The following is a 26196-nucleotide window of genomic DNA, read 5'->3' on the forward strand; positions in this document are numbered from 1 at the left end:
AGTTTGTCTTATCCTGCTCAAATCGGAATGAGGTATAAATATTGGTTTTCGAACGGCATCAAAAATACGCAATTCTATTGGGAATGTCGCTATGTAATCTACTAAGAAATCTAAAACTGCATTTCCGGATGTATTATTCTAGTTGTATACGAGATAATTCCTCTTCCGTTTGTCCTTTCCATTCTTATGGCTTATATTTGCATGACAAGATAAAACAACTTGTAATAATACAGTTATGAAACACCCTGATCCGCAATGTCAGCAACGGCAAGAAGCATTTCTGGAGCAATTGCCCGAAGACAAAAGAGCATTTCATGCGAGAATGTTCCGTATAGGAAATGCATCCTATGTTTATCACAGTCAGGCGCTTTCCACCAATGATAGTAGATTGTGGGAGTATTATCAGGATTGGTTGGCGGGATTGCCTGCAAATATTGCGCCGGAAATGGAAAAGCGGGGCCTTGAATACTGCAAAGGGAGCTATATGTTTACCCGTTATGTCAATGAACGCAATGATCTTGGAATGAGAGATTGGATGAAGGAGCATTTGTCCGAAGAAGATTACCGATACTATGAGCAGAGCTCCCAAAAGTCGGATAATGAAGAATAATATTGGCCACCTTCGCCTTGAAGAAGTGAGAATGGACGATTGGCAGCTAAAAGCTTTTTGAAATGAGAGTTTATGCCGTTTTAATCGTTTTGGCAGGTTGGGGAGTGCTGGCTGCGTTCAGTGCCTATGCAGGTTATTGGAGAAGAAAGGCTGCTTGGGCTTTACTCATGTATGGGAAGAATGCCCGGTGGCGTGACCAGCGGGAACAAGCTGCCCGACAAGCGTTGATGGCCGGTAACAAAGAGGCTATTAAGTTATATGCATTGGCTTGTCCGGAAAAATTTGATAAGGAAATCCCACTCACACCTTTTTACCGGAATCATATAAAGTGTATTTTTTCAGACTATTATTATTCCAAACGTTATCAGGACTGGCTTGCAGAAGACCAATGGAACTTCACGCGTACAGTCTATCAGTTTAAGGAGGGTAAGGATACCTGCGATCAGTACTTCGCGCGTGCATTTAAAACTCTGCACCCGGGATGCGAACTCACCATTATGTTTATGCCATGTAGTACCGAGTACCGCTATCGGGAACGTTTCTCTTCATTAGCGCGTTTCTTTATGAAGTTCCGGGATGTCCATTCTGGCTTGAACTATATCACTTTCATAGGTGAAAGAGAGTGCAAGCATACGGCTCAGAGGCGTGATGATGTAGATGAAAGTCCAAATTATACCATCAGCGAATCCGTAAAAGGTCGGAAAGTAGTCATTGTAGACGATTTATTGACCACCGGACAAAGCCTTTTTACTTATGCGGATCATCTAGAAGCTTCAGGCGCAGAGATCATAGGTGCTATTTTCTTGGCAAAGACTTTCTTGTTACCCTCTGATTTCAAGGTGAAATGGATGGTTTGGAAGGAATACCTCCTTTCATAAGTTTTTAGGCAATTCTGCTTATAATTTGGGGATAATTTTGCCACCTTGTTTAAGGACTTTAGGAGGAATATCTAATTTTGAGGCTTGTTCCATTTTATATAATATTGGTATTTTTGACTTCTTCCTTGTATTGCTGGTATAATATCATAGGACATCTCCCCAACGGTCTTTGTGAAGACGAGTAAACTGTTGTAGAGAAGATGAATAAAATTCCTTTGTGATATCGGACAATGGAATATATTCAAACGATAAGCGGTAACGAATCAGTTCGGTACGATTTTTGTCAGCCAGTTATGAGGAGATACGTCAAACTCTTGTGTGAATTTTAGTTCATCCTGCCTATCTCTTGAGAGTTTTCTGGGAGAGCCGACAGCATGAATTTCTCTTCTGTGGGCTATTTCAGCCGTTATGTTGTCAAGCATTTTGGTATGTCGCCCAGCCAGTACCGGGCGACATTGCTGCCGAAAAGATGAATTATCCTATTTCTCAGGTATCACTTCGTTTTGGCAGTTTCTGGCATTTATTTTCTTTATCCATGACGATACGGTCTTTCGGGCTTGTTCCTGTGAGTTCTGTGCCACACTTCCTTTAATAGCAAGTCCTTGTAAGATGTTTGCACCTTTGCAGGAAGCCTTCAGTGATTTTTCTGTGCCGGACAATCCGCTGCCTTCATGTGTGCAGAAAGGAATAACTGTTTCTCCTTTCCAATCATGCTGCTCGACGAAAGAGTACACCACCATCGGCATATCTCCCCACCAATTGGGAAATCCTATAAAGATAACATCATAACCTTCTGCTGCAATGTCCGCTTGCAATGCCGGGCGTGCGTTGCTTTCCTTCTCCCGTTTTGCCACATCGGTGCAGGCATGATAATCTTCGGGATAGGGCTTTACGGTCTTTATCTCAAACAGTTTGCCGTTGGTTTCTTCGGCTATCATTTCTGCAACGATATGGGTGTTGCCTTTTTTGATGTTGCCCACGGCGTAGTTTTCTCCGGTACGCGAGAAGTAGGCTACAAGAACTTTCTTTTCACTGTTACTTTGTTGTTGTCTATTGGTCTTGCTGCTATTGCCAGCACAAGACGAGGATGTAAAAAGTGTCATAAGTAAAATTGCGATTGATATTATTTTCATCATTTTATTATTTAAATTCATTTAATAAGTTGAAGCACGAGCCTTAGAAATCAGCCATAGTCCATTTCGTTTAACAAGTTCAATATCCTGCTGCAAACGCCATGTATGCCGACCACCACCGAAAATGGCAGCGTTCACACGGGTTTTACCAACCATCGAAGCATGTTCTCCATCTACCGTAAGTAGAATTATGTCGTCATGTTCGGCTGTATAATAGTTTAATGTACCGTTCAGCACTGCGTTGATAAACTCTTCTTTCGGCTGGCGCATACCGGTCATGTGGACAAGGATGAAACTTTCGTCCAATATTTTATCCATTCCGGCAGAATCCTTTACCATCATAGCTCTGTACATCTCCAGATAGCACTGTTTTGCTATCTCCTCCATCTCTTTGCCCATAACGACGGTTTCTTTATCAGGTTCGTCCTCGGATGAAACGGAACAAGCACTCAAGCCCGTACACGACCATCCGAAAACAACCAATATCAGTCCTAAACAAGCGGAACGCATCTTCAATTATTTTTTTTAAGATTCAACCTTTCCAGCCATGCGTTCACGGTCTGTCTACCACTGCGCACATCCTGCCCCCGCATACCGAATGTTTCCAGATAGCTCGCATTTGGGAAATAGGACTTCAAAAGAGAAGTACAACTGCCAACTCCGCTACCTTCGTGCGTGCCGAAAGGGATTATCGTCTTACCAGCCAAGTCATACGATTCATAGAAAGTACGCATAATCATAGGTGGAGCGGCATACCATATAGGAGAGCCGACAAACACGGTAGAATAGTCTGCAAGATTTTCCAAACGATTCTTGATGGCAGGGCGTGCATTGCTCGCTGTCTCTTGCTGGGATACCTGCCGCATCTCGTCATAATTGGTAGGATAAGGCACTTCCGGCACAATCTCAAATACATCACCTTCCGTATAATCCTTGATATATCCGGCTAAAACAGCCGTATTTCCCACTTCCACCTGACCGACCGCATAATTCTCTCCTGTACGGGAAAAATAAACAATCAATATTCGCCCGTTTGATTCCGGTTGGGAAGGATTCTCTTCCTCTTCCATAGGCGGCGTGATTTCAGAAGTGTCTTCACTGCCGCACGAAAGCATGAATAGGCTCAGGAAGCAAACCTGTATAATCAAAAATATTCGTTTCATCTTCTTTGTTATTTTAATGTCTTCATGTCAATCACATAGCGGAACCTGACTTTCCCGTCCTTCACATTCTGATAGGCGTCTTCCACTGCTCCGGCATCCGCCTTGATGATTTCCACTTCGGGATAGATACCATGCGCCACTGAATAGTCCAACATCTCCTGTGTTTCCTTGATGCCCCCTATCTGTGAACCAAAGACGCTGCGGCCACCTTGCCAGATGAATTTATCCAAACTGATAGTCGGCATTTCCGAAAAGGCCGGCAACCCGACAATACCGAACTTTCCGTTGAATATCAGCATTTTGAGGTACATATTCATGTCATAATTGGCAGGGATAGTACTCAATATAAAATTGAAGCTGTTATTCAGATCTTTCAAATCTTCTGTATTGTTCACATTCACGTATCTTTTTGCGCCCATCTTCAAGGCATCGGCACGTTTGTCTTCCGTAATATCGAACACAGTTACCTCAGCGCCCAAAGCAACGGCATATTGAACACCCATGTGTCCCAATCCGCCATATCCTGCAACGCCTACCTTATCACCCTTCTTCACTCCTGCAAAATGGATAGGCGAATAGGTTGTGATTCCTGCACAAAGAAGCGGGGCTACTTTACTGATGTCGGCATTGGCAGGTATCTTGATGGCAAAATCGGCATTGAGGACATAATTGTCTGAATATCCGCCTTGAGTGGACTCGTTATCGTGATATTGGTCATGGTCGTGATAGGTCAAGACCACATCCGGACAATATTGTTCCCTGTCGTTCCTGCATTCCTCGCACTCATGGCAAGCATCAATCATGCAACCTATTCCGGCATAGTCGCCCACTTTGAATCTTGTTACATTCTTACCCACTTTCACTACACGACCTGCAATTTCGTGACCGGGAACCAGCGGATATTCCTCTTTGCCCCAATCGCTATACACATGATGAAGGTCACTGTGGCAAATGCCTGCATAAAGTGTTTCTATTTGGATTTCATTGTCGCCAACAGCATGGCGAGAAAACTCGTAGGGAGCAAAATTCCCTTCACTTGATTGTGCCGCAATTCCTCTGGATGGAATACGGGGTTCGTTCTGCTGGGCAGAGAGAGTGCCTGTTGTCAATACACACATTGCTATTAGTCCTAATTGAATTGATTTAATCATATTCATTTATTTATATAGGGTTATTATTGTTGCGGTTTCAGCGGCCCGTAGAAGAAAGAAGCCGTTGCGCCGCCGTCTATCAGAAAGTTCGCTCCGGTGATGAAAGCACCCTTGTTGCTCATCAGTAGCTCCGCCACATTTGCCACTTCATCCGCCGTGCCGGGACGGCCTGCGGGACAGTTGGCGAACATATTCTTGTAGAAGTCACCACGGGGACCGTTGAACTCGTCGATGGCAAGCGGAGTGACGATGATACCCGGAGAGATGGAATTGATGCGCGCACCCCGTTCTCCCCACTTTACGGCTTCCGCCATGACACGCTTCACGTTGCAACGCTTCGCCATCTGATAGGCATGGAGCGTGTCACGGATGTTTTGCGGTTGCAGCACTTCGAGCGATAAGAGTTCTTCAGTAGGAACAGTAGCAAGCTGCTCATCCACTTCAGGAAGAAGCGCAGGCATACGGTGTCCCGACTGACTGGAAATCGTAATGCCGACACCGCCTTTGCAAATAACCTTGCCGACCTCTTCAAGCAACACCGCCGTGCCATATAAATCCACTTTCAATATTGTTTCAACGGATGCTTGACTGGGCGATACACCTGCGGCATTCACCAACATCGAGATTTCACCGTGCTTCTGTGCCTCTGCTATCAACCTCGATATAGAGGAACGTGAAGATAAATCCATCTCCATCGGCACTACATCAAATCCGGCATTGTTCATTGTCCGGGTGATGTCTTCCGCATTCTTCATACTTTTATCACTGAGGATAATTTTCTTTCCGGCTCCCATACGACGGGCTATTGCCATGCCTATCTGTCCGGCACCCGTCAGAATCATTACTTCCTTTTCCATTGTAAACTGTTTTATAAGTTAATATTTCTTCTTAATAAAGTCTTTTGCGCAATGCATAGAAACCGATGCAAGCCGATAATGCTAAAAACACTATACCCAAGCACAAGATGACGGAATAGCCGATATGGTCGGCCAAGAGCCCCCATCCGCCTGCGGTCAAAGCGCCACCACAAGCAAAGGCGATGGAGATGTTGGAATATATCTGTGCATAATTTCTGCTTCCGAAAACAGTTCTTACCAGCATCAGCGTTTGCACGGTTACTCCTGCATAAGCCCAGCCGAAAAGGAAACCGCCCGTGAGGGTCAGCCACAGTCCTGTAAAATGTCCGGTCAAGAGCAATATCAGTCCGGTAATGCCCAGCACGGCAGTCATCAAGACACCCAACCTGTTGTTATAGTCATTGACTGCTCCCAATGCTATTTTCCCAACTGTGGCTCCTATCATTACAGCCGAAGCGACAAAGGCGGCTTCTTCCAATGAAAAACGGAGTCCGGTCACATAATCGGGAATAAACAGGTTCAACGTGGATACTGAAATCATCAGAAAGGCAAACAGCAGCAGTGAGTAAAATTCCGGCATACGCAGTGCCTGTGTATATCCCACACCTTCACTTGCCTTTATGTTCTCCTTAATTACAGTCTCGCCATAAGACTGTACGTTCTTGTCTTCAGGGTAATCACGCAACAGAAGTCCGATAACCGGACTTATTATAAGCAAGATGATAGCGCCGAAAATGCTATAAGTCATTCGCCAGCCATATTCGGTTATCAAGTAAGCCCCTAACGGATTGAACAGGACACCGCCTATGCCCGAAGCCGCACTGCAAATGCCAATGAAGAAACCTACACGGCTTTTAAACCAACGATTTATCAAAATGGGGAAACTCAGGTAGAGCAGAAATGCCAGCGTAACGCCCAGCACGCTGCCTGCCACATAAAACTGCCAGACTGAATTGAAGAAAGACATCACAACCAGACATACGCCCATCACTACCGAACTGACTGACAGCAATAGGCGTGCGCTGTATTTTTCCATCATCCGCCCTGCCACCGACAGGGCAAGCGACGATAACAAGTAATTAAGCGACATATATACGCCCAGTTTTCCCACCGATACCCCCAATTCTGTGCTGACGGGTTGGTAGAAAATCCCGGCACAACTCATCACCAATCCTACATTGACTCCCATTATCAGACAACAGCAGAATACAATGACATATCCGTAATGTATCACACCTTTACTCTTTATTATTCCTTGTTTCATATCGACTCGCTTTAGATTATTTTTCTGACGACAAAGATAGAGGTATCCTTTCCATTACCACTTAGCGGATTTACTGATTGACTTCATCATTTTACTGATTTTATACATAGAGTAACCGCCTGATTATTTGCAGCTTCACGAATTTACAGATTCGTTTACCCTATTTACAGATTTACTCATATCAGTGATTATCATTGTCAAGGAATGACTACCTTTACAGCGAAAATCATAAAGAACATGGAAAAGGAGGTATTAAATTTCAATTCTATAGCCGAATACAACGAGGTACTCGGCGTGGAGACTTTGCATCCGTTGGTCAGTATCATCGACTTGTCCAAAGCCAAGCCCATGCGCCACATGCGGCATACATTCAGCTTCTATTCAGTCTATCTGAAAGATGAGAAGAACTGCGACTTGCTCTATGGCCGTCGATACTACGATTATCGCAAAGGCTCTGTGCTCTGCATGGCTCCCGGTCAGGTTATTGGGGTAGAGGATAACGGCGAAGAATTTCAGCCTAAAGGCTGGGCATTGCTTTTTCACCCTGACTTGATTGTTGGAACACCTTTGAACAGACTGATGAAAGAATACACGTTCTTTTCTTATGAATCCAACGAAGCTCTCCATCTGTCCGAACGTGAGCGGGAAGTCTTTATGGACAGCCTGCACAAAATACAAGACGAAATGGAACATAGCATAGACCGTTTTAGCAAACGCCTGATTGCTTCCAATATCGGGTTGCTGCTGGATTATTGTCTCCGCTTCTACGAACGACAGTTCATTACCCGGCATGAGGTGAACAACGACATTATTTCACGTTTTGAAACATTGCTAAATCGCTATTTTGAGGGAGGGAAAGCAAAGACGGACGGAATTCCTTCGGTAAAATACTGCGCATCCGAACTTTGTCTGTCGCCAAATTATTTCGGTGACTTGATAAAAAAAGAAACAGGATGCACTCCAATAGAAACCATTCAGAATAAAACAGTGGAATTGGCGAAAGGTCTGCTTGCCGAGAAAGAAATGAGCATCAGTGAAATCGCCTATGAACTTGGCTTTCAATATCCGCAGCATTTTACCCGTATATTCAAGAAAATAGAAGGGTGCTCTCCAAATGGATATCGGCTGAAAATTTGATAAAAATATCGTTTTCCATTTGTGGAACGTTCCCAAATGAGTGTCATTTGGAGAAATATAAACAAAACATCTGTTGTCAGTTCTTTCATACCCAGAGAACTGAATGCCTTGTAACAGGTGAAAAGAAGGTCATGAATCAATGTGGGTGTGGTACTTTCAAACTCATATGTTATGATAGTCTTTATCTCGTTCTCTGTCAGACACTCTTGCTCTTTCACGTCGGGGCTGATATGTAGAGTTTTTCGGCATCCTTGTATTCCACATGTGACTGTATATTGAAAATTGTTATGCTTTCTGCAACAGAAATGAAGGTAATAGGTAAATACTTTGTTTTATAGAGAATATCAAAAATCAATTTAATATTTTGGTTGTTTAGAATTAAATTTGTACTTTTGTAACAAAATCAAGGGCATAGACTCTTGATAACAATATGTAGAATCTCGGTTTTACCGAATCAATGATAACAGAACTCGTTTGCATCCCATATGAACTGCAGGCGAGTCATTTTTTATATGAGCAACCAAAAATCAAGGACTGTAGAAGACAAGGCATTATTTCTACGTTGTTGTATTTGTGTAATGCTATATGTCCACAGAACACAATAAAAAAAGAAATACTCGATTTATTTGAAAATCATCCTGATATCCCTATATTTAAATCAGGCTTTACAAAAGATTGGCGTAAAAATCCACTTTGGAGATAAACAGTATTATATAAAGAAAGTCGTTTAATCTGTAAATAACAAAGCTTGCCTGCACAACCCGTTCTCATCGATCATAAAGGTAATGGTAGCCACCGTAAATCTGAATTCGAGAATATGAAATGGCGTAAACCAAGTATAGCTGACACTATTAGGATAAAACATCTTTATAGCTCGTTCTGATAACCCGATATATCCAGATAAATTAATATATGAAATCTTAGGCCTGAAAGGAGAACTATTCTGAAAGATATATCTCCTCGCATACAAAGAATACTGCATGCAATTGTGGACACAGAAATCCGGTCTGTACAGGGAATGAATACAAAACGAGTTGTAGAGTGTTTTAAGAAACGACTGATATAGATTTTTTAATAGATAAAAATATTCTGTTTTTTTCTGCATGTCCGAACAATTTGTCTTAATTAACAAAGTACAACATATAAATGTTCAGAAAAATCAATGGATATTTGCCTTTTTTCATATCCATCCTGTTCGTTACCTTCTGCAATCTGTCGAATTTCCTAAAAGTTTCTGTCAAATATCAGAGGAAAGCAAAAATCAAGATAAATCAGGATAACTATTCTGTATTTCAAGAGAGTAGTCCTGTTTCCCCAGTTTCTCACTGTCTATCTGCTTGACATTATTTTAGTTAAACATTCCGGCAAGAAGCCCCCATTTCCCATTTCCATCCACTGCGCCTCTTTTACCATAACGCCTTCATCCTCAATATAATATTCATATACACTCGGTTTGTAGCCGGACAATGAAGCCAATACATCTGGGGTCATTTGCGCAAAATGCTCCTCAATTTTGTCCGTCCAATAACTTTCCAGCCCGTTCTCCTGGGCCATATCCCGGAACTGCATTACGGCATCAGCCGTCTGCCGGATAATATCTTCGGTACACTTGATACCAAACCGCCTGCCGAATTCTATCAGATCATCACGATTGATATCCGTTTTCTTACCGGCCACCTTCAGATAATGCATCGGGTCGAATCTGTTACCCGGATTCAGGCAAGAGAAAGTCAGGTCATAAGCAGGTGTGATATGCCAGTCACCTCCCTCCTCCATCATGAACGAGAAGTTCTTGATGTGCGCATCCACATTGGTATTGGTAGTGATAATATTGAATACCATCCGGCGATAAGTTTCCTCCTTCTCCTTATAAGGAAGACCCAAATCCTCGCAGACATACATCAAATCCTCATAACTGTTGGCATCGGGATTCATAGCGGCGAGTGATTGCGTATGCACCTTCCTGTCATCCTTTCTGTCATATCGTTCGGTTAGGAAATGTTTATTCCCGCCGATGGTTATCAGTTCGCAGGGCATCATGCCGATACCCGCCTTTTCAGCAATTTTACTATATATGAATTCCACCACGGTCAGAGGATAATAGTCTTTCTCCGCAAATTTCAGCAAATAATATGTATATTCATCAGGCAGCATAATTTACCCCGAACGGATTTCACCAGTCCGGTTGTTACGGGCAATTACCGCTTTGGTATGCTGTCCGCCCGCTGAGGTACCCACCTCATAGAGGCTTTCCAACGACAAGTCCTTATGAAGGCAGGCAACCCATAGAAGATGTCATCGTATGGTTGTGCTTTAAGAGGTTGAAGTTTGATAAAGTCCTTAGCTTCGTCACTCAATACTATTTTTATAGTTCTTCCATTCATTGCCTCTAGTTTATGGTACAAAGATACGCATACCCTTTTTTCTAAAGTTTCTGGTATCATTCCTTTTATCGCTATTCATGTGTCAGGCTTACGGCTTGTCAAATGAATAACTTGTCACCTGAACAGCCGTATATTGTTCACTTAATTTCTGTACGGCAATATAAATAAGAAGAGCATGACGGAGTGGCTATAATTACCGCCCCTGATTTATAAATCAGGGGCAGTGTGCTCCACAGTTCCCACAAAAAGCCTTGTCGGGAGACAGTGGTGTGCCGCATGACGGGCAGAAACGCCGGGCATGGCCTTCCGTAGCAGACGGGGCGGAAACGGTCGGTGCGGGAGGTTCCGGACTGGCAACAGACGGCCCGGCATAAGCAGGCTGCGCTCCATCCTGCCCCTTTCGGAATAGCTCCTTGAACTTCTTGGAGAGCCCGATCAGTTTGCCGTAAAGGTCGAAGGTGATTTGCGTATTCGGGGCCACTTGCATATAGCTGCTCATCATTTTTACCAGAATCCAGCTATCAATGAAGGCATATTTTACAGTCCATGCAAGAAGTAGTGAGACGACGAACGCTACAAAACCACTCCATCCCAACAGCCGGAGCAAACCACCGAAGATAACGAATGCCACCAAAGTGACTATCACAACGGAAAGAATGACGACCAATGTGGTCTTTGCAGCATCCTTCAGCAATGTTTTCCAGTTCTGTGCGTAAATCACTACCCCGTCGGCTGCCGATTTATAGGCATTCTGTTCGGGATGATAGAATGTATATCCCAGACAGCATTCATCAATATATCCCAGAGAGATGTCCAGAAACATATTCATTACATTCTTCACACCGTTTGCACCGGGAATGGCTCCCAGCAGTCCGCTGGTCAAACGTCCTAAAGCACGCTGGAGCTGTTTCACGGAACCGGCTATCAGTTTGTCCAGTGCAAAATAGACATTAGAAGTTCCGAAACGCTCTTTCACCATAGCCTTGCCTGTAGCAACCGGGTCGGCAGGTACGTTTCCGGTTTTGAATGCCATGGCAATGACCGCTACATGACCGGCCTTTACCAGATAGCCGATGTAATGGTTCAAAATAAAATTCACCACTCCCACTACTCCCAGCCAGATGAAGAACATTACCGCCCCTACCCCTTCGCTGGCGAAGAGTACGGATATGCCCATCAGGAGGGCAAAGAGCACAATGGCTATCAATATATTCAGCAGCCCAAGTCCCAGCTTTATCCAGCCGAAAACGAGAGTTTTGGAAAATACTTCTTTTGCTGTCATAATCATTTTAGTATTTTATATTTACCGATAACGGGGAGTTCTTTCGCCTTTCCATTCAGCGCATTGATGATTCCGATGACGGCCAATACCGTAAAGACGATGTAGACTAGGTTCAGAACCGTACCACAGAGTGAATATATCTCCCATAAACCCAGTCCCCGCCATAAAAGCGAGCGCAGGAGCATGGTAAGAATATAATCGACTATCCACCAGCCGAACAAGGCAATGAACAGTGTCAGTCCCTGGTTGGCATGATAGCGGGCGAACTTGGAGTCTTTCGCCGCAAATATCGGGATGAACACCAATATGCCGAAATAAGAAAGTATGGCCATTACCTTGTTCTGCTCAATATCTGCCTTGTCGAAGTCGGCAGTACTGTCAGTTGTATTGTTCAGGTTTCCCAGTTTATTACCCAAGGCATCGGCTGCTGCGGTTGCTTTTGTCGTTACTTCTTGGCCTTCGGTTTGTACCGTCTGCGGTGCAGGTCGGGGTTCCGGGTTCTGTACTGTTTCATGGGCCGGTTGAGTCGCATTTATTTGCAAAGGTGCGCCGCAAGCCGGACAGAACTTTACACCTTCTTCTACTTTTTGTCCGCATTTTCCACAGAATGCCATAGTTATTTCCTCCTATCTTTTAGTTTATATCAGTAATGCTTGTTCCGTATTCTTTCAGTGCGTCTATCGTATCGCCAAAGAATAATCCTCCTACCAGAAAGAGCAATCCTCCCAGTACCGATGCAATCACCATCCACACCAGCATGGCTCGGGCAAAGTTCCGTTTGTTCACCTTCTTGCAGCCGCCACATGCCCAGATGATCAATAGAATCAGATTGATGAATGGGAGCATCATCAGGAACATGATTCCGATGTAGCCTCCCGTCGAGATGGGCTCTTCCTGATAGGCAGTGGCCGTTGGTGCTGCATATATCGGAGCAGGCTGCGGTGCTTGCTGCATGGGCTGCTGTATGACGGGCTGCTGCACGGCTTGTTGTCCCGGTTGTGCAGGGACAGCCTCTTTCATAGCAGCACCACATAAGGTACAAAACCTGATGCCGTCGGGTACTTGGTTTCCACAATTAGTACAAAATGCCATAGTAAATCCTCCATTGTTTTTGTTGGTTATTCTACTTTCGTACCGCAGGAACCGCAGAAGTGATTACCTGCCGCTATCTCTATTCCACAATTGGGACAGAAACGTTTCCCGGCGGATACCGGAGCGGACAGTTTGCTTCCGCATTCCTGACAGAAGTTTGTTCCTTCAGGGTTGTAACTTTCGCAATTAGGGCAACAACGGCTTGCTTCTTTCGTTTCACGGTGGGCTGCTTCTTCGGCTTCGGCACGCTCCTTGGCAGCCTTTTCCTCTTTGGCTGCCTGTATGTGTTGTTTGGCTGTGCCCTTCTCAATGTCGAGCCGTTCCAATTCAGCTTTCAGTTCCGGAAAACGTTCCGCACCGTCAGACTCATAAACTTGTCGTCCCAACTGTGCATAAGCGGCTTCTTCTTTTTGCGTAAGGTCTTTCAAATCGTTTTGCGCGTTGAAGATCTTCACGTCAGGATCATCCTGCGGCATTATGCCGGAAAGTCCTTTTACTATTCCTTCCAATATTCCAGACATGGTTCATACTTTTGGGAGTTACTCATTCGGCAAAGCTTACATCTACAAATTCCCGTATTGCCTTCACGCTCTTGTCAGGGGAAAGGATGGTGATTTCCACTTTATGTTTGCCGGTCGATAAATCCGGCGTATAATGGAATTTCACATTATACGAGTTGGTCAGTGCGCCAGTTACGGGAAGAGACTCCAGAGTTACTCCCTCAAAATTGGATGGAGCGTCAATGATATAAGTTCCTCCTGTATAGTCGGACATCAGCCACGGCTTTTCTTCGTATAAATCCTGCCAAGAATAAGAATCACCATAGCTTCTACTGCCACTGAACACGGAGTGAATGGTTCCTTGCCAAACTTTCCAGTCATCTTGGGAAGCGATGGAAGAGACAGAGAATTTGGCATTTCCATTGGGCTGGTTCGGCTCGTCTGTAAAGTTCACATAGATGCGGTTGGCTCCGGGGCGGAATGTATAATGCTCGTCTGCAAAATGTAAGGCTGCGGCTCCACATTCATACCATCCGGTACTATAATCGGACGCGGCTGTTTCCAGTTCAGCGGCACGTGTTCCCTCAAATTCTACGGTACGGTAGGTTCCTTGATATCCTTCTCTGTTCAGGTAGGCGGACAAGTCCTCATACGTGCCCAGATCTATACCTCCGTTAATATCCCCGTCATAACCTACGCAACCTAATTGCAGATCCAATAGTCCGGACAATTTTAATGACCAGGCATCAACCTCCTTCGCCAATTGATCGGCTTCCTCACTCATGCTGCCGGAGTTATCTATCAGAAATACCACATCGGCAAGAGCCTTCTTAGTTGCCCGCGTTTCTCCGGTACTCTCGGCTTTAATGCTCCGGGGTACACCGTCTATTTCCAGCCAGATGTTCTGTTCACCCGTAGCAGTGCCATGGAGTTTCATCCATTCACCGGTTAATTTGTTGAAGATACCCGTCATATTCATATTGACTACCTTATAGCCATTCAGCTTTTCCGTAGCAAAGCCCACATTAGGAATACTGACGTTGGATTCTGCTGGATTGACTTCCGGGCTGGGCGTTGCTTTGCTGTTGTCGGGAATTCCGGTTGCGAGTTCAATATCCTTGCCGGAATCATCATCTTTGCTACAGTTTGTCAATAACAAACCAAGCGATACTAACAATAACCATCTGAGTTTCATAATCTTCTTTTTTTAAGGTTCAACATTATTTTATAATTGTAAACTGCTATGTCCGCATAAGCATAATAGACAGTGGAATGCGTTTCCCTGATTTTTTAATTGACAGAATCCGACTCTGTTTTTCAGTTCTTCACCCGCATTTACCGCAACAAGTCATAGTCGTTTTGTTTTTATTTTATCCATGTTACTTCTGTCGTTTTACCGAATGCCGTATCGGGGATGTCGAACGATAAGGCAACGACCTCACTGGTTGTCTTTCCGTCGAGTTTTGTCCGCATGGTGATTCCGTTCCAGACTGCTATTTCACCCTGCTTGTCTTTGTTGTAAAATCCGTCATAAACGGCGATGTTCAAATTCTCTGTCAACTGACCGGAATAGATATCGCACTCTTTACCACATATTTGGGTCGTGACGGTTTTCGAATAGCCTTTGGCTGTGAAATATCGAGTGAGATCCTGGATGTCGCTTGAGTAATAATTATTTACCGTCTGACGGGCACTTATATCCCCGATGTTCCACGAACCATCATCATACCCGTATCCCGTGTATCCTTCTCCTTTGATGTAAGTTTCGATGTAAACCGATTGTTCACCGTTGGATCCGAAGATATCCAAGCGTTTGTCACTTCCTTTGCGGGTGTAGATACACGTACCGCCGTCCACTGAGTATTTTGCGGCGAAGCCGCTCTCTTTCATTTTTTCGATTTTTGTTTCGGCTTTTCCCGTTGCCGTTTTCTTGTTGGCGTTTCCGCCGCTGCATGCGGTAAACATCGTTACTGCTGCCAGCCACATCATTGCTGTAAAAATCATTTTCATACCGTTACTATTTAATGTAAGTTATTGATTCTTTACGGCTTAAAAATAAAATTATTGTGCTTTCATAACCGTAAATCCGAATCGACCGAACAAATCCAAATCAGCTTCTACATGACACTGATATTTCACTCCATTATAGGTATATGTCCACCAGTGTGTTGTGCCTGTTCCCTCGTTTTCCGAAATCGGGTCGATGGAAGAAGCGTTGGCGGCACAAGCCTTGTAAAGTTTGTTGGCCCACGCCCTTGCGTCGGCAAAAGCCGGGATGTAACCGCTGCGGAACTTGGCTTCAAGTATGCCGGAGTAAGGGGTTCCGGCCGGTAGTTGAGCATATACATACTTGTCCAAACGAAGCACATTGGCCTTGAACACTTCCGTGTGCTTTGGAATAAACCCGCTTTCATCCGTTATGCCCATATCTTTCAAGATACCTTTCTGGTGGTTCAGATCCTGCATGGTGCGGGCGAAAGGTGTTAACTCAATCGCCATCGAAGAGCCGGGAACTTTCATACCTTTACCTTCGCGAAACACGATATCGTTGTCAAACCGGCATTGCATTTTTACATAGATCGACTGGTTGTCGCCACCCGTACCAACGGGAAAATAATATTCGATATTTATCCCGCCCCGATACGCAGAACCACGAAGTATCTGCTTTTTCGACTCCTTGTGCCGATTGCGATGCAAAAATCCACGATTATCCATCTGCTCGATCCACGCCATCACTTGTTGTGGTGTCGCATCATAAACTACCAACGGATAACTATCAGCCGAACCTTTGTCGGCATACAGTAGTTTAGCACCCTCCACCTGCGGGATGTTCAGCGGGCCGAACACCTCGTGCGGAAAACTCGCAGTTTGGGCATTGGTTGATGCAATTCCAAACACGGCAAGAAACATAAAAAGTAATCTTTTCATAATATTTTGCTGTTTATTGTTTATTTTCCAATAGTACTATCAGAGTCTCCAAACGATACATTCAAGTGGTTCTTAGTGCGAAGTTGAATATTCCAAATTATTATACCATCGGGCGGCAATGTCGGCATAAGAGTAACAGACTGTCTTTTTGCTTAGCAACATATCGAGATGAAATGTTTTCCGATCCTGTTGCTGCCGCAATACATCCGGCGAAGCGGCAAAGCTGAAATTGTAGGCGGTGGCCAACAGCCGCACACGCTCTTCAGCCAAGAGTGTCGCAAACGAAGGTTCCCGCTCCAGCATCAATCGGACGAAAACAGCGACATACACACATTGCCATCTGTCATCGGTAAGCCGTTTGAGCCGATGCCGACGGGACTCACGGCTGTTTTGCAAATCGAAATACAGTTTGTACGTGTGCCGCAACGGACTGTTCATCCACGCCCTCTCGACCTGCTCGGCGAACGACGGTTTCATCTGGAAAGCGCCTATGGAGAAATTGGCCGACTCCTTGCCGCCTTGCACGTACAGCACATGAAGCGCCGCCTGCTCCATACAGTCCTTCAGGCGCGAATAGCGCAACCGTTCAGGGAAGATTATGGCCTCGCACTCGGCAGCATCCGCATCCAGAGAAACGAATATCTCACTCCATTCGGCTCGTCGGCAGGCTGCGTTTTCGGCAGCCCACGTCCAGTCCGCATCAAATGTCCGGGCGTAATCCCCGGAGCCTCCGGCAACGGGTAATGCCGCGGACAGCGTAGCCATCAGTATCAGAGCTTGTAGGTACATTTCATCAACCCCTCATTCGAATAATCCAGAATGATAAATTCCAATCTGTCGGAGTGGCGGCTCATGACAAGCGGATAGAGTATGGTTCCGTCGTGCAGCGTGAGCGACCCGTCGCGGCTATACACGGCCTTGCGTCCACCCCCGCGGAGGGGTATTTCGCCGTAGGTCTCGGTGGGTCTTGAAGCCTTGACTCGGAAATCGAACGGACCGTCGCCGTCCAGCTTGGTTCGCTTGCCGCCCGAAATCTCGTAGTAACTATTGTCGGTCTCGTTGTGAACCAACAACCTGCTGTTCTTGACGAAATCATCGACAACGCTGCCGCCGGCGACAAACCCTCCGGCAAATCCGCTTTCGGCCAAAAGCAGACGTTCGCCCTCTTTCAAGAGCGCGATCTTGTCATTTTTCACGGGCAATACCCCCGGTTGCGGGAACGAGGTGTAGGCTTCATTGAGAATGTCGATGCAATCGGTCACCACGTTAAGCGGCGCACGTCTTGCGGCACATCGTGGAATTAACTCTCCATCCGCCATGTCCGCATATAATTGTTCGGCCTCCGTCATCATTTTTTTTGCATTATCCAAACGCAATCGCAATCCGGACAAATAGATTGTCGCCGCACGGGTACGATAGTTTTTCATAAACCTGTCGGCTTCGTCGTAGAGGGAGTGAATCTTGACGGGATTACTCTCCGCCCATATCTGCTCGTAGATATCTTTGAGTTGCGACTCGTATTCCTCGGCTATCTGCCGGCAATCCTTCACCACGCCGTCTTCCGTTTTCCGCAATGCGGCTACCTTGTCGGCGTAAGCCGATGCCCTATCCTGGTACTTTGCGACCTTTGCAGAAAAAGCCGCCGATTTCTCTGCCGTCGCTATGACCCCAGACATGCTGTTCATCATCTCTTGAAGCATGGGCATCATCTCCTCGCTTATTTCCGCAGCTCGTTTCTTGTCGGCTTCGGTGAGGGTGCCTTTTCGCTCTTTGGCCTCTATGGCCTCTATCTCTTTCTGCAACTGGTCCAGACGCCCCTTTTTCGATGCCGCCATGTTGGAGATGTCTTCCGGACTGTTGCCTCCCATCATGTGGGCGGAGGCCTTATCTGTGAGCCGTTGCCGTTCGGACTCCGTGATATTGGGGTCTTCCAGCCGTTTCATCTCCTCGACGCTCAAGCCCAATATGCCGGTCAGCTCCCTGTAGATGTTTTCGCGTGCCGCCGCCATCTCCTCATCGGAACAGGCGTACTGCCGGTCGAGTTCATCCACCCGCATGTCGATGGCCGACAACTTGTTGTAATAGGCCGTGCGCGAGGCATCCGAGGGGGCGGCAATCTCGTTTGCCGAAGGCAGGGCGGGTAGCTCTTTGAGCAATGCCCGTGCATTGGCGGCACGGCTGGGCTGAACCTCGCCGTCCCATATCACGGTGCTCTGACGCAGCTTGGGCACGATGTCGGTTGCGGATACCTGTGCCGTGGGTACGGCCGTATCTTCGTTTTGATTTCGAGTTGGTTCGTCCTCCTGTTCCATGCCGACCGTTTTCTCCACTTTCTGCTTCAGTTTCTTCAGAAAGCCTTGGCCGTATGTGTCCATCGGTACAAAAGCCAGGGATAATATACTTATCAGTGTCAGTAAAACATTCTTTTTCATAATCTGTCTTTTTTTAAGTTGAAAAGGCGGCGGCCCGCACCTGTACTGTGCGTGGCGGCGGGCTGCTGCCGAAAATCTGCTTATTCCCTATTCAGGGGAGTGTGTTCCTCAGACAAGCGGCACCACCATAATCGGATAGGAATTTCCGTCCGGCGCCTCATTTCTGCTTGTATCGAAATTGATGCTTATTGGAATTTCCAGTTACCGTAACATCAGTAAATACCAAAATTTAGCTTTCATAATTCAGGAATGTAAATGGGTTATGTTTTCATTCGCACCAGAGCCTATGCTCTTAACCGAGAGAACTTAAAACTTAAACACACCGCCCAATGAAACTACCGGCCGGTCAAAATCGCTGACCAATTGATATTTGATTTCAAGATTCAAGGCAAAGTTTTCAGTCAGCCAGTATTGTGCACCCCCACCGAGATTGGCACCGAATTTCGTTTCGGATGCGCTGGTCTTGCCACCGTATTCTTCTACCAGGTCTCCCCATTCTCCCAATGCGTCTCCATAGTCGGCTTTAACACCGAGAAACGTAATACCTGCCAATGGATAAATCACGAAGCTGTCTCCGACGTGGAAAAGATAATGTACGTTGGCATTGATATCCCACATGCTCATATAATCCTTTTTCAGAAAATAGGATGCTGACGGTTCAATGCGGATAGCATCGGTAATGTTGTATTGGAACTTGGCACCGATACCAAAATTCTTGTAATCACTATGCAGACCATAAGATAAGTTGAGCCCTGCGGCCATATCACCCTTTTCTTGGGCGTTTACTGAACAAGCAACCAAAGCTGCAACTAAAATGAACATTGCTTTTCTGAATAAATTTGTGATTTTCATAATCATTGAATATTTAAATTTGTCCTACTCGTATAGCTTTTCGGTTCCGCTTCTTGTTTCCACTAATATTGTTACAATACCTATATCTTCACAAACTCCACCCGGCGGTTCTTGGCGCGTCCTTCGTCCGTCCCATTATCGGCGATGGGGGTGGTCTGTCCTTTGCCGGAGGAGGTGAGACGGTCGGCAGCGATGCCCAGTTCCACAAGTTTGTCGACAATGGCTTTGCTTCGGGCTTCGCTCAAGGTCTGGTTAGTGGTGGCGTTGCCCGTACTGTCGGTATGGCCTTCAACGGAGAATTTGAGGCCGGGGTTATCAGTCATCAGTTTAACGATGCGGTTGATTTCGCCCATGCTTTCGGGTTTGATGGTGGATTTGCCAACGTCGAAGGTGATGCCGTAGGTGATGAATTTACCTTCGGACATCATGCGGTCGTAGAGGGGGACGGCGCCTTTGGCGATGCGGATGTTCTTGATGAAATAGGTCCCTTTACTTGTTTCATCGGCTCCCACAGAAAACCACGTGGGCTTATCCATATTAGGAATATTGAACAAGCGTATTTGGTCAAAATACATTTTCATTGCACGTTTGTTGAATGAAATAGAAATGTGATGCCACGCTTCCGTTTCCCAGGTAACTTCTTGAGCCTCTCCACTCCGACCTTCGCCACTAACGACCCATCGATAACGAACCGACTCTTTTCCTATGCTTTCACTTTTAGAATAGTGTCCATAGAAAGGTTGTATTTCCGTATCAAAACATTGATTACCTTTTTCATCTGATAATCGGAAGTCCCAGTCAGCATTGCCATCCATAGCATCATACGTACCGTCTTTCTTCATTGCAGCTTGGTCACGTAGATAAAGGTCAAATTCAATGGTAAAGTTATCAGGCAAGTATTCTTTGGGATTTTCCATTAAAGGAACAAGTGTGCCCCTCGATGTCATTTCAATACATTTCACACCATTGATACTTACAATCTCGGCACTGCCAGAGAGAACATCCCATTGGCTTGGAAATTCCCCAAGCTGTTCATTGGCTTGGTTATCTTCGAAAATAATCTCATCACCAGCTACAAAGTCGAACTTGTTCCAACTCATCTGCGCAGATTTCTTTTGCTGCTTGCCGCTATCCTGTGCAGTAGCTTCATCCGTATCGGCATCAACGTTTTTCCCTTTCTTTCCTTCTCCCTTCACCGCATCTTCCGCTCCATCAAAAGCTCCGTCCACCGTTTTGTCCACGGCATCGTCCACCTTTCGTTCCACCTTGTTCTTTGCACGTTCTTTGGCACGTTCCACTGCTTTCTGGCCTACTTTTTTCAGCCATTGCGCTTGTACATCCGCTGCTCCTGTCATGAGGAACAATACGGAAAGAATAAATACCAGTTTCTTCATATACTCCACTTTATTTAAGTTTTAAGAATCTACCTTTTGCAGCATCGAATTATCTTTTTCAAGAATCTCTTGAGGCAGCATTGCTTCTTTTTCCTGTCCAACCTTTCTTCTTTACGTTTGGCTTCCAACTCCTCTGCCGCTTTTTCTACCCGCGCAATGCGTTCATCAACTTTCACATCTTGCTCTTCTTGCGCAATGCGTTCGTCAATCATCTTCACTACTTGTTCGTATGGAAGCAATGGTGTCTTTTTCTTCTCTTCATTCATACTATGAATAATGATTGGGTGTAACATCGTTTTCGTTGGGGGCAAAGTTAGCGTTCTACCCTATCGGGCATTTACACTATATACGCATCTATTTGTAGGATTTGCGCATTTTTCGGGAGAAGGATTTGACTTATGTGCGCATGAAAAGAAGTTAAATACTTGTTGTTCAATGCCTAAGGAAGTACAATTCTGGTGAAGCCGGATAGAGAGGCATTGATATGTTTATACGATATTTATAGGTGTTTTCATCTTGTCCGTATCAGTATGAAACTCGTCACACTGATACGGCACCCGTACTAAGTAAGGTACGACACCCGTACTAGGTAAGGTACGGCAGTCGTATAAATGCCGTTTCGTCAAATAACACATCAAATTCATTCCCATCTAAAAATATCTTGAATAAATAATGAATTAAAAGTTGCCGTTCCGGATTATTGTATTACCTTTGCCACAGTTTGAGTTACGAATCGTTATCGTACAGTTCTTCTTTTTATCCTTTTATTAAGCAGACCTCTCTTTAATTATCCCCTCACTCTTCATTAGTATTTATTTAATTAAAATTTCAAATGAACATTTACATTTCAGGTTTGAGTTTTGGCGTAAATGATGCCGACTTGAACGAATTATTCTCAGCGTATGGAGAAACATCTTCAGCTAAAGTTATCATGGACAGAGAATCTGGCAGATCCAGAGGATTCGGTTTTGTAGAAATGAACAGCGATGCAGAAGGACAAAAAGCGATTGACGAACTTAACGGAGCAGAATACGACCGTAAAACGATTGCAGTAAGCATAGCACGCCCTCGCGAAGAAAGACCCCGTAATAACGGATATAATTCTAGACGCTATTAATGTCTATCCAAAAGTAAGAACAGGATATTTAATCTTCTGTTCTTACTTTTTCTTTAAAACAGCGAAAATTACTAAACGAATAGAATATCGGGAGCATGTTCATCCGTTTGAAGGTTTGTTACAGTATTAGTTTTATGAAACCATTTTTTATTGGGAATATAGAGATAAAAACACCTATTTCACAAAGCCCGCCAAAAGACGAAAGGAATCATCGGAGCTGACAAAATACGCAGCGTTTAAGAGGTGATTTAAAAAACAATTCGATATGATGAAAAAGAGTATTATCCGACCGGAGACAGGGTCTTCCAATCAATCAACAGAAAATGCTATCAAAGAGCATAAGAAAAAAGTTGGAGAAGTAATTCTTGTAGCTATTACTGCACGAACCACGATTGAGCTTCCGGCCCATCTGTCTAAAGTTGAAATAGCCGAACGTGTAGAACTGTATAAGAAACTGCACAGTTCTAAAATATAGTCTCAGTTTGTTTTCATCAATAGACAATAACTAATTACTTCCCAACGTTTATTTCTGAAGGCTCTTCCGATACTGCGAGGGTGTCATTTGGAAGGTCTGCTTGAAGATGCGTGAGAAATAGGACATCTCCGGGAAGCCGCATTTGGTGGCAATATCTCCCACCGGGATTTCCGTAGAAGCCAGCATCCGCTTTGCTTTATCCAGACGCATTTGCAGGATATATCCCGAACTGCTGAAACCGGTAATGGCCTTTACTTTGCGGTTCAGCTGGGAAAGGCTCATACACATCTTGTCCGCCACCATGTCCGAACTCAGGTTGCTGTTTCCCATCATTCCATAAACCACATCGTTCAGGCGGGTCAGGAAACTCTTGTCGGCAATACTTAATTCTACGGATTGCTCCGTACCTTCGTGCATGGCACGCGAATATTTCTCGCGCAGCAAGCGGCGTTGTTCCAGCAGGCGGATGATGCGGATATGCAGTTCGTCGGCATTGAACGGCTTGTGCAGATAGGCGTCCGCGCCGGCATCCAGCAATTGCACCCGGGATTCTTCGCTGCATTTGGCGGTAATGACAATGATGGGAATATGATTCAGAATGTCCGACCGGCGCACTTCACGGCACAGTTCGTAACCATCCTTCTCGGGCATCATCAGGTCAGTGATAATCAAGTCTGGAATGTATTCTTTGGCCTTTTCAATTCCCTCTTCACCATCGCGGGCATAGAGTAGACGATATTCTCCTTTCAGTAATCCGCCGATGTAGTAAGAGACGTCTACATTATCTTCAATAATCAAGATGGTGGGTTGCGTTGTATCATCTGATACCGGAATCATTTTCGTTTGCGGCTCCTTGTCTTCTATTCGGATCAGGCACTCCATTTCATCCTCCATCTGTTTCTCGGGACTCCACCTCTCCCAAGCCTTGTTCCCGTGTTTCAGCGGCAGGATAACGGTGAATGTCGCTCCTTTGCCCGGTGTGCTTTCTACGGATATCTGTCCGTCCATACCCTCTACCATTTGACGTACCAATGCCAGCCCGATACCCGTTCCGAGGTCTGTGTCACTGTTCTCCCCTTGGTAAAAGGTTTCAAATATATGGGGTCGGTCATCTTCGCTGATTCCTATGCCCGAATCGACTATACGCAGCACCAGACTTTCTGCTTTCCTCTCTAGGGTAAGCACAATTTTCCCGTCTTTGGGAGTGAACTTGAAAGCATTGGAAAGCAGGTTTCTTGCTATCTTGCAGAAATATCCGGGAACAAAATCCATCATAATCACCGTAGCGGAAGGAATGAAACGCAAGTCGATCTGCTTTTGCCGGGCGTATGCACGATAAATCTCCATAATCATGCGTATATATGCCACAGCATCCCCATGACGCCATTCGGGTTCGCCTATTTCAGACTTTACTTTGGCGACTTCCAGCAGTTGGTTTACCAGTCCCAGCAGGCTTTTGCCTTGGCGGGTAATGGTGATCAGACCGTTTTTCTGCTCCTCCGTATCCATGCCCTCGTTCTGTAGCTGTTCCGAGAGTCCCAGTATGACCGTGAGCGGAGTACGGAACTCATGGGTCACGTTCGTAAAGAAGTTATTGCGCACCTTCTCCATCCGACGCATCATCCGTTGGTTGCGCGACTTCATACGCAAGGCATACCAGAGAAATCCTAATGCAATCACCATAATGGATACAATAAAAAGACCGCTTATCAAGAAAATATTCTTGTTACGCTGTTCCATCCGGTAATTCTCCCTTATCAGCGACAATTCCCGGCTGCTTCTCTCCTTCTCGTAATTGACGCGGAGGTTTTGTACATGGTTCTGGTTCTCGGCATTTCTTACACTGTCGGCAAAGGCACGGCTCAGGATAAAGCTGTCGAGTGCACGACGGCAGTCACCTTGTTTTTCGTAGCAGAGATAATCCAGCCGGTAGACTTCGGATAGATGTTCCAGCGAATGAGCTTCTTTGGCTGTTTCTTCCGCACGTCCCAGATACTTCCTTGCCGTATGAATATCTCCTTTTGACAGATTGACGCGTGCCAATGCCAGGCAGGCCTCCAGCCAGTGCCAGCGGTCACTGCTCCCTTCCATCAGGTCGTAGGCGCTGCGATATTCCCGCAAGGCATTGTCCCATTGCCCTTTCTGTTCGGAAAGGCGTCCGAAATGAGTGTGGCAAAGTGAGATGCCGAGCGTTGATTTGGCGGCCCGGTTGTATTTCATGGAATATTGGTAGTAGACCAGTGCAGAGTCCGTCATGCCGCGTGCTTCGAAGATGGCTCCCAGATTGGCGTAATTGATGGCTTGTCCCAGGTCGCTGCCCAGTTCATGTTCGCCTGCCAGGGCGACACGAAATATACTGTCGGCGGCTTCCCGATTGTCCAGTGTCAGATGTATGTTGCCGATGCCGTTCAATGAAACAACGCGGTTCTTCTTTGCGGTGAAACTGCTTTTGTCACTATACTGCTCACATAGCAGCAGTGCCCTGTAATGAAAGGTGGATGCTTCGTTGAGGGTACCCATCCGGCGAAAGTTGGTACCTATATTGTTCAGAGCTTGTATGGCTTCAAGCGTATCTTTTATCTCCATGGCAAGTTGCAGGCCATTGCGGTGATATCTGATCGCTTCATTGAACCGTGCCATTTCGCGGCTGCGTTTCCCCAGTTCTTTATTGGCAAGCATTGCTCCCAAGCGGTTTTTCTCCGTTTCGTACTGCCTGAGTAAAGAGCCCAAAGAATCGGTGGTACGTGTTGCCTTGAGGATACTGTCTATTGCCTTGCGCTCTTGAGAGGTGTACATACGGGAATCCATACGTTGGCATGACAGTATGGCCATACTCCATAAAAGAAGAATAGCCAAAGTAGAAAAACTACTGTTGAGAATGTGCTTTGTCATAGTCGCTATATTTTAGTATATAATCAAAGAGAGGGGGGCTGTCTTCTTGTGTCTAAAATATGTCTGCTACCTTGCGGCAACTCTGCAAAAGTAACAATTAGATCAGACATTCATAATAGTTGCATTTACAATCAGTATGAATTCATAGTACCCCATAATGAGTCCTGCAAATATATCTTCTTTAGCAATTCATACCAAGTAAAAAGACTATTTTATTGATTACTATCCATAAGACGGAGTATGAGGTAATCTGGAATTTCGCTTAAAACAGGAGTTCCTTGAAATTAAATGTGTACTTTTGCAAACGATTAATGAACTTATAAATCAGAACTTAGTAATGGATATTGAATCAGTCAGGAACTTTGCTTTAAGCCTTAATGAGAATGTAACGGAAGAGCTGTTCGCCAAGCAATGGATTGCTTGGCGCATCTGCAGCAAATGGTTTTTACTGATGCAGTTAGATGCTCCTGAACCTCGTATTGCTGTGAAGTTGCCGCCTGACGTAGCAACAAGTCTTCGAGATCAATACAGTGGTGTACGTCCTGCCTATCACATGAATAAAACGCATTGGAGCGACCTCTATCTGAATGAATTGGATGATAAATTTGTGAAGATGCAGATAACTGTATCCTATCAGTTAGTGTTGAGTAAGTCC

The 26196-nt window shown here is 45.3% G+C and carries 27 protein-coding genes; 6 read left to right on the forward strand and 21 right to left on the reverse strand.

Going from position 1 to position 26196, the window contains the following annotated elements:
- The first annotated feature begins 235 nt into the window (after positions 1 to 235).
- Positions 236 to 610 carry a hypothetical protein gene (locus tag BN161_RS12190; protein WP_044266504.1) on the forward strand — a complete coding sequence of 125 codons (375 nt, stop codon included), beginning with the start codon at positions 236 to 238 and terminating at the stop codon, positions 608 to 610.
- A gap of 62 nt (positions 611 to 672) precedes the next feature.
- A complete protein-coding gene (locus tag BN161_RS12195) occupies positions 673 to 1488 on the forward strand; it encodes a phosphoribosyltransferase family protein (protein WP_044266507.1) in 816 nt (271 codons plus the stop codon).
- Between the two features lie 479 nt (positions 1489 to 1967).
- Here the strand turns inward: BN161_RS12195 and BN161_RS12200 are convergent, their stop codons facing one another.
- Genes BN161_RS12200 through BN161_RS12225 form a run of 6 tightly spaced genes read right to left on the reverse strand, consistent with a single transcriptional unit; the run spans position 1968 to position 7056 of the window.
- Positions 1968 to 2591 (reverse strand): flavodoxin, encoded by a 624-nt coding sequence (locus BN161_RS12200; protein ID WP_244436484.1) that lies wholly within the window; start codon positions 2589 to 2591, stop codon positions 1968 to 1970.
- A gap of 51 nt (positions 2592 to 2642) precedes the next feature.
- Positions 2643 to 3131, reverse strand: coding sequence for a nuclear transport factor 2 family protein (locus tag BN161_RS12205; RefSeq protein ID WP_052356245.1), 489 nt, complete (start codon positions 3129 to 3131; stop codon positions 2643 to 2645).
- Between the two features lie 2 nt (positions 3132 to 3133).
- Positions 3134 to 3784, reverse strand: a complete 651-nt coding sequence (locus BN161_RS12210) for a flavodoxin (protein WP_052356246.1) — start codon at positions 3782 to 3784, stop codon at positions 3134 to 3136.
- Positions 3785 to 3792: 8 nt separating this feature from the next.
- Complete coding sequence (locus BN161_RS12215) at positions 3793 to 4935, reverse strand: NAD(P)-dependent alcohol dehydrogenase (protein WP_052356255.1); 1143 nt, start codon at positions 4933 to 4935, stop codon at positions 3793 to 3795.
- Between the two features lie 23 nt (positions 4936 to 4958).
- Positions 4959 to 5792: an SDR family oxidoreductase gene (locus tag BN161_RS12220; protein WP_044266512.1), complete on the reverse strand. Its 834-nt coding sequence runs from the start codon at positions 5790 to 5792 to the stop codon at positions 4959 to 4961.
- A gap of 31 nt (positions 5793 to 5823) precedes the next feature.
- Entirely contained in the window at positions 5824 to 7056 is a 1233-nt protein-coding gene (locus BN161_RS12225; protein WP_052356247.1) for an MFS transporter, read from the reverse strand.
- Positions 7057 to 7293: 237 nt separating this feature from the next.
- Between BN161_RS12225 and BN161_RS12230 the strand changes: the two genes are divergently transcribed.
- Positions 7294 to 8193, forward strand: coding sequence for a helix-turn-helix domain-containing protein (locus BN161_RS12230; protein WP_044266515.1), 900 nt, complete (start codon positions 7294 to 7296; stop codon positions 8191 to 8193).
- 1329 nt (positions 8194 to 9522) lie between these two features.
- Here BN161_RS12230 and BN161_RS12235 read toward each other — a convergent pair.
- The 14 genes from BN161_RS12235 to BN161_RS12295 form a co-directional block, all read right to left on the reverse strand.
- Positions 9523 to 10347, reverse strand: coding sequence for a type II toxin-antitoxin system HipA family toxin (locus tag BN161_RS12235; RefSeq protein ID WP_052356248.1), 825 nt, complete (start codon positions 10345 to 10347; stop codon positions 9523 to 9525).
- A 44-nt stretch (positions 10348 to 10391) separates the two neighbouring features.
- Positions 10392 to 10577: a hypothetical protein gene (locus BN161_RS28070; RefSeq protein ID WP_125910802.1), complete on the reverse strand. Its 186-nt coding sequence runs from the start codon at positions 10575 to 10577 to the stop codon at positions 10392 to 10394.
- 214 nt (positions 10578 to 10791) lie between these two features.
- Positions 10792 to 11859, reverse strand: coding sequence for a zinc ribbon domain-containing protein (locus BN161_RS12240; RefSeq protein WP_044266541.1), 1068 nt, complete (start codon positions 11857 to 11859; stop codon positions 10792 to 10794).
- 2 nt (positions 11860 to 11861) lie between these two features.
- The gene (locus BN161_RS12245; protein WP_044266517.1) at positions 11862 to 12473 is read right to left on the reverse strand and encodes a DUF4870 domain-containing protein; all 612 of its coding nucleotides are present in this window, start codon (positions 12471 to 12473) and stop codon (positions 11862 to 11864) included.
- A gap of 19 nt (positions 12474 to 12492) precedes the next feature.
- A complete protein-coding gene (locus BN161_RS12250; protein WP_044266519.1) occupies positions 12493 to 12951 on the reverse strand; it encodes a zinc ribbon domain-containing protein in 459 nt (152 codons plus the stop codon).
- A gap of 26 nt (positions 12952 to 12977) precedes the next feature.
- The gene (locus tag BN161_RS28075) at positions 12978 to 13472 is read right to left on the reverse strand and encodes a zinc ribbon domain-containing protein (protein WP_052356250.1); all 495 of its coding nucleotides are present in this window, start codon (positions 13470 to 13472) and stop codon (positions 12978 to 12980) included.
- Between the two features lie 22 nt (positions 13473 to 13494).
- The gene (locus BN161_RS12260; protein WP_052356251.1) at positions 13495 to 14646 is read right to left on the reverse strand and encodes a vWA domain-containing protein; all 1152 of its coding nucleotides are present in this window, start codon (positions 14644 to 14646) and stop codon (positions 13495 to 13497) included.
- A gap of 170 nt (positions 14647 to 14816) precedes the next feature.
- Positions 14817 to 15461 (reverse strand): hypothetical protein, encoded by a 645-nt coding sequence (locus BN161_RS12265; protein ID WP_044266521.1) that lies wholly within the window; start codon positions 15459 to 15461, stop codon positions 14817 to 14819.
- Positions 15462 to 15512: 51 nt separating this feature from the next.
- On the reverse strand, positions 15513 to 16379 hold the full coding sequence (locus tag BN161_RS12270) for a hypothetical protein (RefSeq protein ID WP_125910803.1): 867 nt from the start codon (positions 16377 to 16379) through the stop codon (positions 15513 to 15515).
- A gap of 72 nt (positions 16380 to 16451) precedes the next feature.
- Complete coding sequence (locus tag BN161_RS29430) at positions 16452 to 17144, reverse strand: hypothetical protein (protein WP_167332525.1); 693 nt, start codon at positions 17142 to 17144, stop codon at positions 16452 to 16454.
- Positions 17145 to 17149: 5 nt separating this feature from the next.
- Positions 17150 to 18811 (reverse strand): hypothetical protein, encoded by a 1662-nt coding sequence (locus BN161_RS12280; RefSeq protein WP_044266525.1) that lies wholly within the window; start codon positions 18809 to 18811, stop codon positions 17150 to 17152.
- Between the two features lie 306 nt (positions 18812 to 19117).
- Positions 19118 to 19663, reverse strand: coding sequence for an outer membrane protein (locus tag BN161_RS12285; RefSeq protein ID WP_244436485.1), 546 nt, complete (start codon positions 19661 to 19663; stop codon positions 19118 to 19120).
- Between the two features lie 80 nt (positions 19664 to 19743).
- Complete coding sequence (locus tag BN161_RS12290; protein ID WP_044266527.1) at positions 19744 to 21057, reverse strand: OmpA family protein; 1314 nt, start codon at positions 21055 to 21057, stop codon at positions 19744 to 19746.
- A 29-nt stretch (positions 21058 to 21086) separates the two neighbouring features.
- Positions 21087 to 21323: a hypothetical protein gene (locus BN161_RS12295; protein ID WP_052356254.1), complete on the reverse strand. Its 237-nt coding sequence runs from the start codon at positions 21321 to 21323 to the stop codon at positions 21087 to 21089.
- Between the two features lie 566 nt (positions 21324 to 21889).
- Between BN161_RS12295 and BN161_RS12300 the strand changes: the two genes are divergently transcribed.
- Together BN161_RS12300 and BN161_RS12305 are read left to right on the forward strand one after the other, a co-directional pair.
- The gene (locus BN161_RS12300) at positions 21890 to 22174 is read left to right on the forward strand and encodes an RNA recognition motif domain-containing protein (protein ID WP_044266529.1); all 285 of its coding nucleotides are present in this window, start codon (positions 21890 to 21892) and stop codon (positions 22172 to 22174) included.
- Between the two features lie 265 nt (positions 22175 to 22439).
- Positions 22440 to 22649: a hypothetical protein gene (locus BN161_RS12305; RefSeq protein WP_044266531.1), complete on the forward strand. Its 210-nt coding sequence runs from the start codon at positions 22440 to 22442 to the stop codon at positions 22647 to 22649.
- A 48-nt stretch (positions 22650 to 22697) separates the two neighbouring features.
- On the opposite strand, the gene BN161_RS12310 is transcribed toward BN161_RS12305, so the two are convergent.
- Complete coding sequence (locus BN161_RS12310; RefSeq protein WP_044266533.1) at positions 22698 to 25541, reverse strand: hybrid sensor histidine kinase/response regulator transcription factor; 2844 nt, start codon at positions 25539 to 25541, stop codon at positions 22698 to 22700.
- Between the two features lie 337 nt (positions 25542 to 25878).
- Here BN161_RS12310 and BN161_RS12315 point away from each other — a divergent pair.
- On the forward strand, positions 25879 to 26196 hold a 318-nt coding region (locus tag BN161_RS12315; protein WP_044266534.1), incomplete at its 3' end, for an MmcQ/YjbR family DNA-binding protein.

This window comes from Bacteroides timonensis, assembly GCF_000513195.1.
Taxonomy (GTDB): domain Bacteria; phylum Bacteroidota; class Bacteroidia; order Bacteroidales; family Bacteroidaceae; genus Bacteroides; species Bacteroides timonensis.

Bases quoted from the DNA above. Each gene is read 5' to 3' on its own strand.
- BN161_RS12190 (WP_044266504.1), top strand. From the start codon at position 236: ATGAAACACCCTGATCCGCAATGTCAGCAACGGCAAGAAGCATTTCTG.
- BN161_RS12195 (WP_044266507.1), top strand. From the start codon at position 673: ATGAGAGTTTATGCCGTTTTAATCGTTTTGGCAGGTTGGGGAGTGCTG.
- BN161_RS12200 (WP_244436484.1), bottom strand. From the start codon at position 2,591: ATGACACTTTTTACATCCTCGTCTTGTGCTGGCAATAGCAGCAAGACC.
- BN161_RS12205 (WP_052356245.1), bottom strand. From the start codon at position 3,131: ATGCGTTCCGCTTGTTTAGGACTGATATTGGTTGTTTTCGGATGGTCG.
- BN161_RS12210 (WP_052356246.1), bottom strand. From the start codon at position 3,784: ATGAAACGAATATTTTTGATTATACAGGTTTGCTTCCTGAGCCTATTC.
- BN161_RS12215 (WP_052356255.1), bottom strand. From the start codon at position 4,935: ATGATTAAATCAATTCAATTAGGACTAATAGCAATGTGTGTATTGACA.
- BN161_RS12220 (WP_044266512.1), bottom strand. From the start codon at position 5,792: ATGGAAAAGGAAGTAATGATTCTGACGGGTGCCGGACAGATAGGCATG.
- BN161_RS12225 (WP_052356247.1), bottom strand. From the start codon at position 7,056: ATGAAACAAGGAATAATAAAGAGTAAAGGTGTGATACATTACGGATAT.
- BN161_RS12230 (WP_044266515.1), top strand. From the start codon at position 7,294: ATGGAAAAGGAGGTATTAAATTTCAATTCTATAGCCGAATACAACGAG.
- BN161_RS12235 (WP_052356248.1), bottom strand. From the start codon at position 10,347: ATGCTGCCTGATGAATATACATATTATTTGCTGAAATTTGCGGAGAAA.
- BN161_RS28070 (WP_125910802.1), bottom strand. From the start codon at position 10,577: ATGAATGGAAGAACTATAAAAATAGTATTGAGTGACGAAGCTAAGGAC.
- BN161_RS12240 (WP_044266541.1), bottom strand. From the start codon at position 11,859: ATGACAGCAAAAGAAGTATTTTCCAAAACTCTCGTTTTCGGCTGGATA.
- BN161_RS12245 (WP_044266517.1), bottom strand. From the start codon at position 12,473: ATGGCATTCTGTGGAAAATGCGGACAAAAAGTAGAAGAAGGTGTAAAG.
- BN161_RS12250 (WP_044266519.1), bottom strand. From the start codon at position 12,951: ATGGCATTTTGTACTAATTGTGGAAACCAAGTACCCGACGGCATCAGG.
- BN161_RS28075 (WP_052356250.1), bottom strand. From the start codon at position 13,472: ATGTCTGGAATATTGGAAGGAATAGTAAAAGGACTTTCCGGCATAATG.
- BN161_RS12260 (WP_052356251.1), bottom strand. From the start codon at position 14,646: ATGAAACTCAGATGGTTATTGTTAGTATCGCTTGGTTTGTTATTGACA.
- BN161_RS12265 (WP_044266521.1), bottom strand. From the start codon at position 15,461: ATGAAAATGATTTTTACAGCAATGATGTGGCTGGCAGCAGTAACGATG.
- BN161_RS12270 (WP_125910803.1), bottom strand. From the start codon at position 16,379: ATGAAAAGATTACTTTTTATGTTTCTTGCCGTGTTTGGAATTGCATCA.
- BN161_RS29430 (WP_167332525.1), bottom strand. From the start codon at position 17,144: ATGGCTACGCTGTCCGCGGCATTACCCGTTGCCGGAGGCTCCGGGGAT.
- BN161_RS12280 (WP_044266525.1), bottom strand. From the start codon at position 18,811: ATGAAAAAGAATGTTTTACTGACACTGATAAGTATATTATCCCTGGCT.
- BN161_RS12285 (WP_244436485.1), bottom strand. From the start codon at position 19,663: ATGAAAATCACAAATTTATTCAGAAAAGCAATGTTCATTTTAGTTGCA.
- BN161_RS12290 (WP_044266527.1), bottom strand. From the start codon at position 21,057: ATGAAGAAACTGGTATTTATTCTTTCCGTATTGTTCCTCATGACAGGA.
- BN161_RS12295 (WP_052356254.1), bottom strand. From the start codon at position 21,323: ATGAATGAAGAGAAGAAAAAGACACCATTGCTTCCATACGAACAAGTA.
- BN161_RS12300 (WP_044266529.1), top strand. From the start codon at position 21,890: ATGAACATTTACATTTCAGGTTTGAGTTTTGGCGTAAATGATGCCGAC.
- BN161_RS12305 (WP_044266531.1), top strand. From the start codon at position 22,440: ATGATGAAAAAGAGTATTATCCGACCGGAGACAGGGTCTTCCAATCAA.
- BN161_RS12310 (WP_044266533.1), bottom strand. From the start codon at position 25,541: ATGACAAAGCACATTCTCAACAGTAGTTTTTCTACTTTGGCTATTCTT.